The 13,830-nt window shown below is 27.6% G+C and carries 14 protein-coding genes; all 14 read right to left on the bottom strand.

Annotation, left to right across the window (positions count from 1 at the left end; genetic code table 11):
- Nucleotides 1–3: 3 nt before the first annotated feature.
- The 14 genes from RN605_RS13325 to RN605_RS13260 all read right to left on the bottom strand — a co-directional run bounded on the left by RN605_RS13325 (nucleotide 4) and on the right by RN605_RS13260 (nucleotide 13,829).
- Complete coding sequence (locus RN605_RS13325) at nucleotides 4–840, bottom strand: GNAT family N-acetyltransferase (protein ID WP_313325556.1); 837 nt, start codon at nucleotides 838–840, stop codon at nucleotides 4–6.
- Entirely contained in the window at nucleotides 837–1,766 is a 930-nt protein-coding gene (locus RN605_RS13320; protein WP_313325554.1) for a polysaccharide deacetylase family protein, read from the bottom strand. The genes RN605_RS13325 and RN605_RS13320 overlap by 4 nt, the downstream gene beginning before the upstream one ends.
- Before the next feature lie 122 nt (nucleotides 1,767–1,888).
- The gene (asnB, locus tag RN605_RS13315; protein ID WP_313325551.1) at nucleotides 1,889–3,583 is read right to left on the bottom strand and encodes an asparagine synthase (glutamine-hydrolyzing); all 1,695 of its coding nucleotides are present in this window, start codon (nucleotides 3,581–3,583) and stop codon (nucleotides 1,889–1,891) included.
- A 1-nt stretch (nucleotide 3,584) separates the two neighbouring features.
- Nucleotides 3,585–4,280: an acylneuraminate cytidylyltransferase family protein gene (locus RN605_RS13310; RefSeq protein WP_313325549.1), complete on the bottom strand. Its 696-nt coding sequence runs from the start codon at nucleotides 4,278–4,280 to the stop codon at nucleotides 3,585–3,587.
- 7 nt (nucleotides 4,281–4,287) lie between these two features.
- Nucleotides 4,288–4,914 (bottom strand): class I SAM-dependent methyltransferase, encoded by a 627-nt coding sequence (locus tag RN605_RS13305; protein WP_313325547.1) that lies wholly within the window; start codon nucleotides 4,912–4,914, stop codon nucleotides 4,288–4,290.
- 3 nt (nucleotides 4,915–4,917) lie between these two features.
- Nucleotides 4,918–6,078 carry a UDP-N-acetylglucosamine 2-epimerase gene (neuC, locus tag RN605_RS13300; RefSeq protein WP_313325546.1) on the bottom strand — a complete coding sequence of 387 codons (1,161 nt, stop codon included), beginning with the start codon at nucleotides 6,076–6,078 and terminating at the stop codon, nucleotides 4,918–4,920.
- A complete protein-coding gene (locus tag RN605_RS13295) occupies nucleotides 6,075–7,082 on the bottom strand; it encodes an N-acetylneuraminate synthase family protein (protein ID WP_313325545.1) in 1,008 nt (335 codons plus the stop codon). Before RN605_RS13295 ends, neuC begins: the two co-directional genes overlap by 4 nt.
- A gap of 61 nt (nucleotides 7,083–7,143) precedes the next feature.
- Nucleotides 7,144–8,349, bottom strand: coding sequence for a glycosyltransferase family protein (locus tag RN605_RS13290; RefSeq protein WP_313325544.1), 1,206 nt, complete (start codon nucleotides 8,347–8,349; stop codon nucleotides 7,144–7,146).
- Between the two features lie 7 nt (nucleotides 8,350–8,356).
- A complete protein-coding gene (locus RN605_RS13285) occupies nucleotides 8,357–9,310 on the bottom strand; it encodes a glycosyltransferase family 2 protein (RefSeq protein ID WP_313325543.1) in 954 nt (317 codons plus the stop codon).
- Nucleotides 9,282–10,211: a glycosyltransferase family 2 protein gene (locus RN605_RS13280; protein ID WP_313325542.1), complete on the bottom strand. Its 930-nt coding sequence runs from the start codon at nucleotides 10,209–10,211 to the stop codon at nucleotides 9,282–9,284. Before RN605_RS13280 ends, RN605_RS13285 begins: the two co-directional genes overlap by 29 nt.
- A complete protein-coding gene (locus tag RN605_RS13275) occupies nucleotides 10,208–11,059 on the bottom strand; it encodes a glycosyltransferase family 2 protein (protein ID WP_313325540.1) in 852 nt (283 codons plus the stop codon). The genes RN605_RS13280 and RN605_RS13275 overlap by 4 nt, the downstream gene beginning before the upstream one ends.
- A gap of 3 nt (nucleotides 11,060–11,062) precedes the next feature.
- A complete protein-coding gene (locus RN605_RS13270) occupies nucleotides 11,063–12,025 on the bottom strand; it encodes a glycosyltransferase (protein ID WP_313325537.1) in 963 nt (320 codons plus the stop codon).
- A 6-nt stretch (nucleotides 12,026–12,031) separates the two neighbouring features.
- On the bottom strand, nucleotides 12,032–12,925 hold the full coding sequence (locus tag RN605_RS13265) for a glycosyltransferase family 2 protein (protein WP_313325536.1): 894 nt from the start codon (nucleotides 12,923–12,925) through the stop codon (nucleotides 12,032–12,034).
- Between the two features lies 1 nt (nucleotide 12,926).
- Complete coding sequence (locus RN605_RS13260) at nucleotides 12,927–13,829, bottom strand: glycosyltransferase family 2 protein (RefSeq protein WP_313325535.1); 903 nt, start codon at nucleotides 13,827–13,829, stop codon at nucleotides 12,927–12,929.
- Nucleotide 13,830 lies beyond the last annotated feature (1 nt).

The following is a 13,830-nucleotide window of genomic DNA, read 5'->3' as shown; positions in this document are numbered from 1 at the left end:
AACTTATAGGATTAAACTACCTATTCTTCCATGATCTGAATATGATCTATTAACAATAAATTCATTATCTAAAGGTTTTTCTGAGAGAAAAGTTATATCACAAAAATAATCTTTCTGTATGGGATTAAGCCTCCATGGAACTACACTTTTTGAATCGAGCACCCAACTATTTTTTTCCAATTGATTCAATTTTAAATCATTCCATGATGTAATATAATCAATCCAATTATATCCTAATGACCAAGCAAAATCTTCAATTTGATCGACATCATTAATATCCACAACTCTTAAACCACCAACGTTTTGATTACAAATAGCGCTATTGTTCTCAAAAAGCAATCCATTTAAAGTAGGTTGTTGGAAGTAATGGGTATCATTATTTTTCCACTTGCTTATGTCTATATTTAGATTTTGACAAACATTTTCTACCAAAGGTTTTTCAATCTTTGGGTTAATTTTTACATATCGAATTAAATCATGATAACGATACCAACGCATTTTTTGATATAAACCAAGTCCAGCCTGATTAGCAGCTGTTGCTGCCAATGGATAATATTCTCTGGCCAAGCTATACAATTTCCCTAAAATGCCTTTGCCTCTACATTCTTCATCAAGATATACGTTAATTATCCAAGCTATATTACCTCCAAAATTAGCACCAACATGCCCAACTATTTCTTGTTTTTCATTTACGCAAATAAATGATCTCCCAAAGTTTTTATCTCCATATTGCCAAATCCAAAACTCTTTATTCTGTAATGGGTGATTATCTCTGTAAATTCTTTTAAAAAAAACATATAATTTATTCCAGTCTTCAATTGTTGCTTCTCTTGTTATCATAAACTATTTTTATAATTTTTACCAGTAACTAAATCGTTGCAGTCAAATCTTTTTAACAGTAATTTATCTTCACAACCGTTGTTTTTTCCTCTTTCCATTGTGAATCCTAATTTGTAACCAACTTTTTTTGCTATATCGGGTACAGGAAAAGCATATGACGCTTCATTCCCATATGGATAACTTAACATTTCAATTTTGGTTTGAGTGATTTTTTCTAAATATTCTTTTGTTTTTTTTAACTCAGTTCCAATAGTATCAACATCTAGCAATCCTAATGCCAAATGACTGTGTGTATGACTTCCTAATTGATTTTCTTGAGCTAATATTTTTAAATATTCCTCAGTCATATAAAGATTATTTACTGTTTCTTTAGAATCAAAATATACATTAAACAAATCATTCATCGCAATTGAAAGCTCATTTATCGTAAGCTTAAAATTCAAACAATATTTTAAATGGGCACTTGAAACATCATCAAAATTATAATGCTCGATTGCCTTTTTCTTATCAATTTCAGGTAGCTCAAATTTAGATTTAAATGTAGATTTCAAAAAATTACTCATTAAATCTTCAGGTGAAACTTGAGACCGAATTAAATGTATTTTGTGAACTAAAGAAACTTGCTTCTCGATAAAATTAATTGAATTAACAAAATACATTGCTTCAATTTTTAAATCATCAAGTATTGGTTTAGCAATTTCAAATTGTTCTCTCAATCCATCATCAAAAGTTACTAATAAATAGTTTTGCTTAGAATTTACTATTTCATCAGTATTTTCAAGTAATTCTTTAGGCGATATAAATTTTCCAATTTTCTGCAATTCAATTAATTGACGCTTAAAAGATTCTGGAGTTAAACCGAAAATACTTGGATACTGTGATGTAAAATCTTCTCTTATGTAATGATAATTACTTACAGTCAACATTTAATTAGATTACTTATTTGGTTTCAACAAATATCTTTTAATATGCTTTAAAATACTAATATTTTATCCAATATTTACAATCCCAACTTTGATAAAATATAAATTTAAAAATGAGTAATATATTATTCTAATAATTGAGCCGTATTTATCCATTGCCAAATATGAAAACTACTTTGATTATTTCCGTTAAAAAAAGAGTTTAATTCATTTTCTAGCTCAGATTTATTAAACCAATTGTTTTTATAAAGCTTTTCAACTTCTGTTCTAACCCATTCTTTTAAATCATCAGAAAGCCATTCTCTTTGAGGTGTTTGAAGCGGTCTTTTTGGAGCTAAAACTAAATCTTGTTGCAAAAACTTTTCAGCAATTTTTCTAAGCATCCATTTTTGAACTCCACCCTTAATTTTAAAATCGGTTGGACGACTAAAAACATATTCAACTAAATCATAATCTAAAAAAGGCTCTCTTAATTCAGTTCCATAAAGCATAGAAACTCTATCATTAAAACGAAGTGCTCGCGGTATTTTAGTATAAAATAAATCTCTGTATTGAAGATTCAATAAATTATCTTCAAAAGGCTTATCATAGATTGTTTTAGAAAATTGATTTGCAAAATCTGAATCTAAAACATTTGTTTTAAATGGAGAATTTGCAACACCTTGAATAACATTTTGATTGTTATTCAAATAATAATCATATCCAGCCCAAGCTTCATCAGATCCTTGTCCGTCTAGCAACACTTTAATACCTTTTTGGCTAGCTGTTTCAAATATTTTGGAATATGCCAATGTTGGAATTCCACCGTAAGGTTCCATTTGATAAAGAGCCATTTTTTGAGAAAGCTTTGGAATTTCACTTGAAGAAAGTGGGCAAATATTAAGATGAAATGGTCTGTCATTTAACATTGACTTCACCCACTGCAATTCATCATAACGTTCATCATTGCATACAAACGTGAAAGCTTCGACTGCTGATTTATCGATGTTTTGCTGATCTATTAAAGCTAATAAAGTACTTGAATCTAATCCGCCGCTAAGATTAAATCCGACGGGAACATCAGCTCTGAATCTTAAATTAATTGCTTTTAATAACAATTGAGTGATGTAATCTTCTTCATTTTTATCACTTCTATCAAATAATAATTGTACTCTATTTTCAAAAAAGTACCATTTTTTTATATCCAGTTTATTATTCTTAAATATCAAAAAATGTCCGCCAGGTAATTGATTAATGGATTCCCAGAAAGTTTCATTAGGCAAACCATAACTTCCTTCTGAGAAAAATTTCAACCAAACATTTTCATTCGATTTTTTTATAACATCTGCCTCAAAAATGGTATTAATTTCAGAAGCAAAATAAAAATTATTTTGATCAAAAAAATAATAAAACGGTTTTACTCCGAATCTATCTCGCGCTGCAAAAAAAGTTTGTTCTTTCTTGTTCCAAATAGCAAACGAAAACATTCCGTTTAATTTTTCTAAACAATTTTCACCCCATTCAATAAATGCATTAAGTAAAACTTCTGTATCCGATTGGGTTTTAAAACTATACTTAAATTTTAATTCATTTCGAATTTCAATATAGTTATAAATTTCTCCATTAAAAATTAAAACAAAATTTCCACAATCGCTGGTAAAAGGTTGATTTGCATTACTCGATAAATCTATAATACTAAGTCTGTTGTGACCTAAGGCAACATTTCTTTCCTCAATATAATAATCCATAAAATCTGGACCGCGATGCTTTTGCTTTTGAAGCATTTTAGAAATTACTTCAGGAGTTGCTTGGTTTCCAATGATTCCGGCTATTCCACACATTTTAAAATGAATAATGTGTTACAATTTTTTCAGCTTTTTCCCAGTCTTCAATGGTATCAATGTTTACATGGTATTTTGAATTGTTTTCTATGTAAGAAATTGATTTACCATACAAAGAACCTTCTTTTATAATATTTGTTTTTGTGATGTAAACAGAACCATCTCTGTGAAAACTCTTAGGCAAATCTTGACGTCTTGAAATTATTTTTTCTTCACCTGTTGCTATTGACAAAAAACCTTTTTTATTTTCTTCAAAAGCCCAATGTGGATTATATTCGTGAGGAATTGGAAGAACACTAATTAGACAATCTGCATTAGAAGAAATGAATCGTTCTAAGGCAGCATCAATAAATCCTTTTTCTCGAAATGGAGTTGTTGGCTGAAGCAAACAAACGGCATCAAAAAAAATATTTTGTCCTTCAAAATGTTGAATAGCATGTTGCACAACTTCTAAAGAAGTTGATGTATCTTGTGCAAATACTGAAGGTCTAATAAACGGTGGTTTAAAACCTGCAATTTCAGCGGCTATAGCAATTTCTTCATCATCTGTAGAAACAACAATTTGAGTAATTAACTCTGAGTCTTTAACTGCATTAATGGTATAATCTATCAAAGGTAATTTTCCTAAAAGTTTAATATTCTTTTTCGGAATACCTTTTGAACCACCACGAGCTGGAATAAGACCTAAAATTCTCATTGTATAGTTATTTTTTTTTTCTGTATTTCCTCTTTATATAGGTTGCTATTCTCTCTTTCCAATAAAAAAATTTCATTTTAAAATTTGGATTCGGAAATATTAATTGTCCACCGCCACACCAATCTTCCGAAGAAAAAGGTCCATAATTTGGGTTTTTATTATAACTAATCATTTGTGTATAAAAAGCTTTAAGAAAAAATGATCTTAAAATTTGCACTTGAATTGGTCTACCTCCTTCAAGAAAAATAATTGTTTCATTTTTACATAATCTTTTTAATTTTCCTAAAGATTCATCTGTTCCATCAATGATGATTAAATCAAAAAAAATGTCCTCTGGAATTTCAGCTAAATTGCTATATAATTCTACTCTTTTTATTTGTGAGACATTCTCTTTGATTGCATTTAAACAAAACTCATTTGCTTCGGTTGCAGTATATTTAATATTTTGTGAATATTCTAAAACAGTATCCGCTATACATCCAATTCCAATTCCAATTTCTAAAACATCTTTAACATTAAATGCTTCGATTATTCTTAAAATGCACTTAAGTGCATATTCATTAGCAATATGTTGATTTCCTTCGACAAAAGAAAATTTATAATAAGTCTTTTGAGCTAATTTATTAATGTTCATTAATTAATAAGTTATAGTTTTATGAAATTGAAGTGGTAAATCTTTTAACAATTTTGCAATTGTTTCTCCTGCATTTCCACCTCCATAAACATCTGATTTTTTTCTATTATAAGAATTTGAAATGGAATTTACAGCTGAAACTATTTCATTTTCATCATAGGTTACATCAATAACATTTTCACCTCTATCTCTTCTGTTTTGCCTTGAACCAATATTGACAACTGGAACACCAAGATAAGCACATTCTCTAATTCCAACACTTGAATTTCCAATCAAACAAATAGAATTATCTAATAAATTTAGAAAATCTTCGCCTTCCATATTTTTGAAAAAATGGACGTTTTCTAGTTTATATTTTTCCCTGAAAGAACGAATTCCTGTTGAAGTGCCATCTGCTCCGGCATCAACATTTGGCCAAAACCAAAGCGTTGGTTTATTGATTTGTTGAATAGCTCTAAGTGTCGATTCGATATGCTTTCTTGAATCCTGATATTCATTGGTCACAGGATGTTGCATAACTACTATATAACCATTTTCCAAATCAGGAAGTGAACCAACACCGCCATATTTTTCATAAGGATTAAAAGTCAATTGATTTTTTTTAGAAACTTGCTCTGCAATATCTATTGATGGACAACCCGTATTAAAAACCATTTCAGGATTCTCACCAAGCTGAATCACACGTTGTTTTGCGTTTTCAGATGCTACAAAATGATAATCTGCAAGTTTGGTTATCGAATGACGAACTTTCTCATCTATATTACCGGTAACTTCACCACCTTGAATGTGTGCCAAAGGAATATTCATATAAGAAGCCGCAATTGCAGTTGCCATAGTTTCAAATCGGTCGGCAACGGTAACTACAATGTCTGGTTTTAAATTATCAAAAACGGTTGAAAGTTCTAAAATTCCAATTCCGGTTGTTTTGGCTGCTGCTGTTAAATTTTCTCCTTCTAAAACATTAAATACTTTGGCAGCAATTTCAAAACCATCGTTTACGATATAATTTACTGCACTTCCATATCGATCAAGCAATGCCGATGCCGCGACAATTAATTGTAACTCCAATTCTGGATGACTATTAATTGCCGATAGAACAGTTTTAACTCTGCTATAAGATGGTCGAGCTGTAATAACAACAGCTATTTTTCGTTTAATACTCATTCTAAATCTTCTTCATTCAAAAAATCCCATTGAGATTTATTGGTTTTCAATTTTTTACCCAAAACATCTTTAAAATTTCTTGCATCAATTCCAAAACCTTTTGGCTTTTTGCTTTCTAGATCTTTAAAAGTCATTTGATGACCTTTGGGTAAATCTTTATTTATGGCTAATGATTTTTCAAAGATGGTTTTCAATTCTTTAAAGTTATCATTATTATTTTTATTAATTGGATTGTTTTTAGCGATGTGAATTTCATTAACTGCTTCAACCAATTGTTTTGTTTCCTCAATAGTTAGTGAAGCTTTAGCATCAGGACCAAAAAGTTCGCGATGAAAAACTACATGAAACTCTAAAATTTCTGCTCTTAAAACAACTGCTGCTATTCCTGTAGAAACTTTAGCAGAATGGTCTGAAAAACCAACTTTTACCTTGTATCTTTCCTTTAACTCTTGTATAACATTAAAACCATATTGTTCAGGTTGCGTCGGATAAGCTGTAGTACATTGAAGTATTGAAAAATCAACATTTTTCTCTTTCAAAAAATTGATTGCTTGGTCTAATTCTTCAAAACTGCTCATTCCAGAAGATAGAATAATTGGTTTTCTAGTTTGAGCAATTTTTTCTAATAGAAGAAAATTATTCACTTCTCCTGAACCAATTTTATACATCTTCACGCCTATTTCTTCCAGCCAATCAACCGCTAAATTACTGAATGGTGAACAAACAAAATCCAAACCTACTGCATCACAATGAGTTTTAATTTCTTTCCACTGTTCCAAAGAAAACTCCATTCTTTTCCAGTAATCATAGCGTGTTTTATCTTCTTTTGAAAATTGTACACGAAACGGTTCATGAATACTACTTTCAGCTTCAGCGATATGCATTTGAAATTTAATTGCCTGAACGCCTGTTTGAGCAACAGCATCAATATAGGAATGTAGGATTCCCAGACTTCCATCATGGGCTTGGGCAATTTCGGCTATTAAATAAGGCTTTGAATTCATATCAAAATCGAAAGTTAGTAAAAATAACTATTTTGGAAAATCTAAAAGTCTTTTAGTAAATTTAATTTGATAATATTTCATTTAAAGATTTTACAAAGTTCTCGTTGCTAAAATAATCTCCAAAAGGAAAAACAGATTCTTCAGATTCCAATCTATTCAAAATTAGATTTTCTAATTTTATTTTTATATCATTTTTATCATTACTATTCGCAATAAATCTATCATCAACGATAATGTTTCTTAATTCACTTCTTTCTGGTGATAGAGATAGAATAGGTTTTTTTAATTCTGCTAAAAAAGGAGCTTTGCCAACTAAAATATTGCAATACAATGGTCCATTTTCTAATATAATATTTATATCAGCAATATGTTTCTGTTCATAACATGAATTAGAAAAGTTTAAAGTTTCTAGTAATATAATGTTTGGGATTTCTTTATACTTATTTTCTAGTCTTTTCATATTGATTCCTTTCATTCGAAGTACAAATTCTGTGCTGTCTTTTAACAATGGATTTTTTTCCAATAATTCTACATAGGCATCAAGCAGAATTTCAATATCTCTTCCAAATTGAATTGCACCATGATAGGAAATCATCATTTTTTTACTTTTTTGATAACTATTTTTAGTATCACTTAAATCAAAAACTTCCTCACTATACTGATGTGGTAAAGTATAAAACTTTTTCCTTGTACCATACAAAAACTCTAAATCGTATGACATATAATGTGCTGAACTCATGCATGTTTTAGCTTGATTAACGATACTGAACATAGATTTCATCTGATACATTTCTAACTTAGTTAATTCTTTGTTTGAACCAACATACCAAAACAAAGGATAAGGATCATGAAAATTAACAATGGCTTTTTTTAATATTGGTAAATCTTTTGCGCCTAAAATTGTTTCATGAGCTAAACCAGCACTTCTAATGAAAATATGATCGTAATTTTGATAATTAATTTTACTGATATATTTTTTATAAACATTATTTACATGCCCAATTGCTAGTGAAACTCCAAATATTCTCCAATAAAACTTATTTATGATTTTGGTAAAAAAAGGTATTTTCAAATCTAAAACATGACTTTCTATTGAATCAACAGGTAATAAATCTAATTGGTCGTCACTAGAAATGCTTTTTAAGTATACAACATCAATTTTTGCATTAGGATAAGCCATTCTTAATTTAGATAAAAAAGAGCGAGAAATAATTCCTTGGCTGGTGCCTGAAACTCTTAAATCTTGTTCAATAATTAAAAACTTCATTTTGACACTAATTTAATTTTTTCAACAATTGTTTTTTTACCTTATAAAATGGCTTTTTAAATCTAATTGAAAGATAAAAACACATTAATTTAAAATTTTCATATTTTGAAAATTCTAACAAATCTATAATCTTCTCAAATAAATTAAAATTTCTAAAATTAGTTGAAATGTAAATAAAATATCGAATTATAGATTTTGTCAATAATTTTTTTTCAATTAAATTTTTAATAACTGCTAATATAGCTTGTATATATGATTCTTGCCTAATAGGATTATTACTATAGAATTCTCCTGTATTTGAATTTTCATGTTTTCTTCCATAAAACAAGCATTTATCTATCGAAATTCCATTAAACCCTGAAGATACAATTCTTGGATATAATTCCCATTCTTCTGCATACATTAATGTTTCAATAAATCTATTTTTCTGAAAGCATTCTTTTTTCCACATGACGGCACATGAATTAAATGGAAGTTCATTTTTAATCATCTTTTCTATATCTTTTTTATCTATAAAAAAAGAGGTGTAATTCTTTGAATAATCAAAATCATAATGAAAATTTCCAAAAAAAACATTTCTAATATATCTACAAAAATAGATCTCTTTTTTTGATAATTCATCGACACATAATTCTAAGTTTTGTGGATGTGGAATATCGTCATCGTCAAAAAAAATCATATAATCACCTTTAGCTAGGTCTAATCCATAATTACGACAACCAGGTAATCCTTTTAAATAATTTTCATTTCTTTTAAAATAATTAAATCGAGAATCTTTTTCAAGAATTGGATTAATAACTTCAATTGTGTTATCTGTTCCACCATCATCAATGATAATGCATTCCCAATCAGAGAAAGTTTGATTTTGAATTGAAATTAGCGACTCTACAATAAATTGAGCTCTATTGTAGGTTGCCATTATAATTGACACTTTAGGATTTTCCATGTTTTCGTTTCCCATTGAAAAGTTTATTCATTATTTTTTTAAAAAACTTTTGAATCCATCTTATGTTAATGTATTTTAAATAAAAATATAGTAAAACAAAAAAATCCGAAATTTTCAAGCTTCTAAATCTTCTTAATTCTGCTTGATATCTTCTCAATAATCTTAACTTTTGTTCATTGTTAAAGTAATTTAACTTATTAAAAACAATGAATTTATAAAATTGAATCTCTGATTTATTCTTTAATAGGATATTATCTTTTTTTCCTGAAATATTATAATCGGATATCCTAAAATAAACACAACTTTCATTTATTGTATATATAGGTTTGTTGTCTGAAAAATCTAACCAAGCTCTGTCATCTGAATTCCATGCTAAAGGATAGTTATAAAAACCATATTTTAAAAATGTCTCTTTTGAAAAAATATATTCTGAAAGTGAACTTCTTGAGGTTTTATTAAACTTTCTATAAAAAGCATCAGCTGCATCTTCCCAAATAGGATGAGTAAATGCATCATCTTCTTTTACTTTTGACCCAAATATTTTTTTTGTAGCAAATCGAATTACATTTGTTTTATTATAAAATATTTTTTCATTCTTGTAAAAAGAAGCAACAACTGTTTTATCTAAAACATCATCATCTCCCAATACCATTATCCAATCTTCATTATTTGTAAGCCCAATACAGCGTTCCCATTGTTTTGCTAATGAAGTTCCACCTAAATTTTCATTAAATCTATGGTATACAAATTCAAATTTATCTTTATAAATTTCCAGAAGCCTTTCTGGATTTTCTGGACTGGCATCATCTCCAATATAGACTTTAAATCGCTTATCAGATTGGTTAGACAATGATTCTAAAGTGTCATCAAAATAAGTTAATTTATAGTATGGAATTACAATGGCTAACTTAATCATTTTTGTTTTTTATATTTTCCAAAAATTGTAAATCCAAAAAATGTTTTTAAAAACAAATCAATAACAAATTTTTCACTTTGAAGCTTTCTTTTAAATTCATTTTTAGAGTTTTCAAATTCATCATTTAACTTTTTAAATGAACCAAATTGACTTATGTAAAAATCAGTATGCTTATAACTCATATATTGCAGCATCTCTTCTTTTTGATTTGAATTTAACTCTTTAACCATTGAAATATTTTTAACTCTATAGTTAAAACCAATATGGTCTAATCGTTTTACATTTCCTCCATTTTTTAGTAAAGCAATCCAAAACTCCCAATCTTCCCATCCATAAATCATATTTACATCATAACCTCCAGTTAATTTCCAATCTGATTTTTTATACATTGCACTACAAAAAATCATATTGTTTTTACTTAAATTGGACAGTGAGAAATCTGGTAATTCCCAAATGCAATTTTCACTTCCAAACTTATTTGCTTTACAATAAACAACTTTTAATGTATTATCTAATTGAAACTCATTAACCGCTAATTCTAAATATTCATTTGAAATTGTATCATCTGCATCAAGTGGTAAAATAAATTCTCCTGTTGCGATTGAAATCCCAGAGTTTCTAGCATCACTCAATCCTCCATTTTTTTTTTCAAAATAATGAAATCTTGAGTCTTTTTTTACCCATTCATTGGCTATATCCTTAGTATTATCAGTAGAGCCGTCATTTACTATTATACATTCCCAATTTAATAGTGTTTGATTATAGACCGATTGCAAACATTCATCTAAATATTCGGCTTGATTATAACAAGGTATAACTATTGAAACTTTATTATTCAATTCAATCATTTTTTAATATAATAATCTTTTATTAATATTTGCCTTTAACAAATACTTAAAAGTTTTAAAAATATTATAGAAATTATCTTTTAAATTTTTTCTATAAAATAGCATATGTCTTGGATTTGCAATTATTGCTTTACTAATCCAATATAAGGGTTTAGTTATACTTTTATTTTTATAAGTATTTGCATTTATTAGATAAAACAAGAATATCCTTTTTTTAATTTGAGTATCATATTTTTTTTCAAAATAATCGTTCATTAAATTTAACTGATTTATGTGCCTTTTGTTTTGATTAAGAGTTGAAAATGAATTAGCCGTAACACTTGATTGGTTAATTCTATAAACACTTAAAACATCATTAAACCCTTTAAATTTACCAAATTTACTCAAATATAACTGTAAGCCAAAATCACCATGAGTAGCATTATTGAAATAATCAGGATAAACATTACCAAAATTATTTCTATAAACCATACTAGCTGTTGGAATTATCCATCTTTCGAAAATATCTGTGATTTCAAATTTATCAACATCATAATTCTCTAAAAAAAGATATGTGTTATTTGTAAAGTTATTATGTACTTCTGCATTGTGAAAAGACAATACATATTCATTGTTATTTTCTAAAAATTCAACTTGTTTTTGAAGTTTTTTAGAATTTGTCCAAAAATCATCACCTTCACAAAGAGCAACATATTTTCCTTTACATTGCTTTAGTGCAAAAATAAAATTAGGCATCATTCCAATATTTTTTTCCTGCCTTATATATTTTATAATATACCCTTTTTGATGAGTTTCGATGATGTTTTTAACTATTTTATCTGTTGAATCAGGAGAACAATCATTTGAAATTATAAGTTCGATTTCAAATTTACATTCTTGCATTAATATGCTAAGAATAGCTTCTTCAATATACTTTTCATGACCATAAGTAATCATACAAACACTTACCATAGGATAATTATTCATCAATTTCTATTCTTTATTGATTAAAGATTTCACAGCAATTTTTATCCATTTAAAATTCAAATACTTAACAAAGTAATAAAAAATAAAAATATGTTCTTGTATAGTTAAGTTTCTAAAAACTTTAATTTTCTTTTTATAATTTTTAAGTAATCTAAGTTTTTGACTATTATTATAATAGGCTATTTTTTTAGAAATTATATATTTAAAAAAACTAATCTCAGACAAGTTTTTTAATTCAGTATTATCCTTTTTTCCAGATATATTTAGTGTTGATATTCTAACATATACTATACTTTCGTTTATTGTATAAATAGGTTTTCCATCTGAAAATTCTAACCATGCTCTATCATCACTACTCCAAGCTAATGGATAGTTATAAAAACCATATTTTAAAAAAATATCTTTTTTAAAAATATGCTCCGATAATGAACTTCTAGATGTAGCGTCGTATTTTCTAAAAAAAGAATCTGTTGCAATTTCCCAAATAGGATGAGTATATGTTTTGGAAGTCTCTTTATTATCTTCATCAATTAATTTTGAGGCAAATCTAATTAAATTCGTTTTTTCTTTAAATAAATTATAATTTTTATAAAAGGAAGAAACCACGGAATTATCTAACCTATCATCATCTCCTAATATCATAATCCATTCTTCATTTCCACATAAATCAACACACCTACTCCATTGTTTTGTTAAAGATATACTTCCTAAATTCTCATTAAATTTAAAATAATCGAACTCAAATTTATTTTTATAAAAACTTAATAATTTGGAAGGATTTTCATTACTAGCATCATCTCCTATGTAAACTTTAAATCTTTTATCTGTTTGATTTGCAAGTGATTTTAGTGTTTCTTCAAAAAAAGTGATTTTATAATATGGAATAACAATAGCTAGCATATTAATTTTTCATCAATTTATTTTTTATTTTTTTCCAAAATTTATTTGGATGTTTAACAGATTTAAGCGCCTTAAAAAAAACATTATTAGAGACAAATGATTCATCATATTCTCTTCTTATCAGCTTTTCAATAGTCTCTAAAGCATTTAATTGTCTATCAATAAGTATTTTATTTATATTAAAATTATTTGAGTAAGACAAAATTAACGTAAACAATTTAAAATTAGCCTCAGCTAATTTAATTTGATTATATGTCGAATGTATCCCAACACCATAACGATATACTGCCATTTCATCATCTAAATATTTTAATTTACCATATTCTGATAGAATGAAATATAAAAAATAATCGCCGATTGGTGACATTGAAAACTCATTGGGAAATTCCTCTATAATATTTCGGTAAACAACAGATGGTGTATGTATGTAATTCCCCAAACTTGCAAAAGTTTGTTGGGTTTCATAATTTTCTGGAACTTTGGTGATAAAATCTTCTACTAGGACATTGCCAGATTTTTTGACCTTTATCTTATGAAAGCACAATACATAATCTAAATTTGAATCTAAATAATCGACTTGTTTTTGAAGTTTAAATGGATCTGTCCAATAATCATCTCCTTCACAGAGTGCAATATACTGGCTTTTGCATCTTTTTAAATTAAAAATAAAATTAGGCATCATACCTATGTTATTTTCTTGCTTGAAGTAATTAATCCATGAAGCTCTTGAATGATTTTCTAAAATATCTTTGATTGTTTCATCTGTATTATCGGGAGAACAATCATTAGCAATTAGAAGTTCAACATCAAAATTACATTCTTGCATCAGTACACCTTCAATAGCTTCACGAATAAACTTTTCGTGACCATAAGTAATCATGCAAACACTAACTTTTGGTCTCATT

The organism is Flavobacterium sp. PMTSA4, assembly GCF_032098525.1.
Classification (GTDB): domain Bacteria; phylum Bacteroidota; class Bacteroidia; order Flavobacteriales; family Flavobacteriaceae; genus Flavobacterium; species Flavobacterium capsici.
The sequence above is the reverse complement of the archived record's forward strand: the minus strand, read 5'-3'. Positions and strand labels throughout refer to the sequence as shown.

Bases quoted from the DNA above. Each gene is read 5' to 3' on its own strand.
- RN605_RS13275 (WP_313325540.1), bottom strand. From the start codon at position 11,059: ATGATTGAATTGAATAATAAAGTTTCAATAGTTATACCTTGTTATAAT.
- RN605_RS13280 (WP_313325542.1), bottom strand. From the start codon at position 10,211: ATGATTAAGTTAGCCATTGTAATTCCATACTATAAATTAACTTATTTT.
- RN605_RS13295 (WP_313325545.1), bottom strand. From the start codon at position 7,082: ATGAATTCAAAGCCTTATTTAATAGCCGAAATTGCCCAAGCCCATGAT.
- RN605_RS13290 (WP_313325544.1), bottom strand. From the start codon at position 8,349: ATGAAGTTTTTAATTATTGAACAAGATTTAAGAGTTTCAGGCACCAGC.
- RN605_RS13310 (WP_313325549.1), bottom strand. From the start codon at position 4,280: ATGAGAATTTTAGGTCTTATTCCAGCTCGTGGTGGTTCAAAAGGTATT.
- RN605_RS13265 (WP_313325536.1), bottom strand. From the start codon at position 12,925: ATGCTAGCTATTGTTATTCCATATTATAAAATCACTTTTTTTGAAGAA.
- asnB (WP_313325551.1), bottom strand. From the start codon at position 3,583: ATGTGTGGAATAGCCGGAATCATTGGAAACCAAGCAACTCCTGAAGTA.
- RN605_RS13285 (WP_313325543.1), bottom strand. From the start codon at position 9,310: ATGGGAAACGAAAACATGGAAAATCCTAAAGTGTCAATTATAATGGCA.
- RN605_RS13305 (WP_313325547.1), bottom strand. From the start codon at position 4,914: ATGAACATTAATAAATTAGCTCAAAAGACTTATTATAAATTTTCTTTT.
- RN605_RS13325 (WP_313325556.1), bottom strand. From the start codon at position 840: ATGATAACAAGAGAAGCAACAATTGAAGACTGGAATAAATTATATGTT.
- RN605_RS13320 (WP_313325554.1), bottom strand. From the start codon at position 1,766: ATGTTGACTGTAAGTAATTATCATTACATAAGAGAAGATTTTACATCA.
- RN605_RS13270 (WP_313325537.1), bottom strand. From the start codon at position 12,025: ATGAATAATTATCCTATGGTAAGTGTTTGTATGATTACTTATGGTCAT.
- neuC (WP_313325546.1), bottom strand. From the start codon at position 6,078: ATGAGTATTAAACGAAAAATAGCTGTTGTTATTACAGCTCGACCATCT.
- RN605_RS13260 (WP_313325535.1), bottom strand. From the start codon at position 13,829: ATGAGACCAAAAGTTAGTGTTTGCATGATTACTTATGGTCACGAAAAG.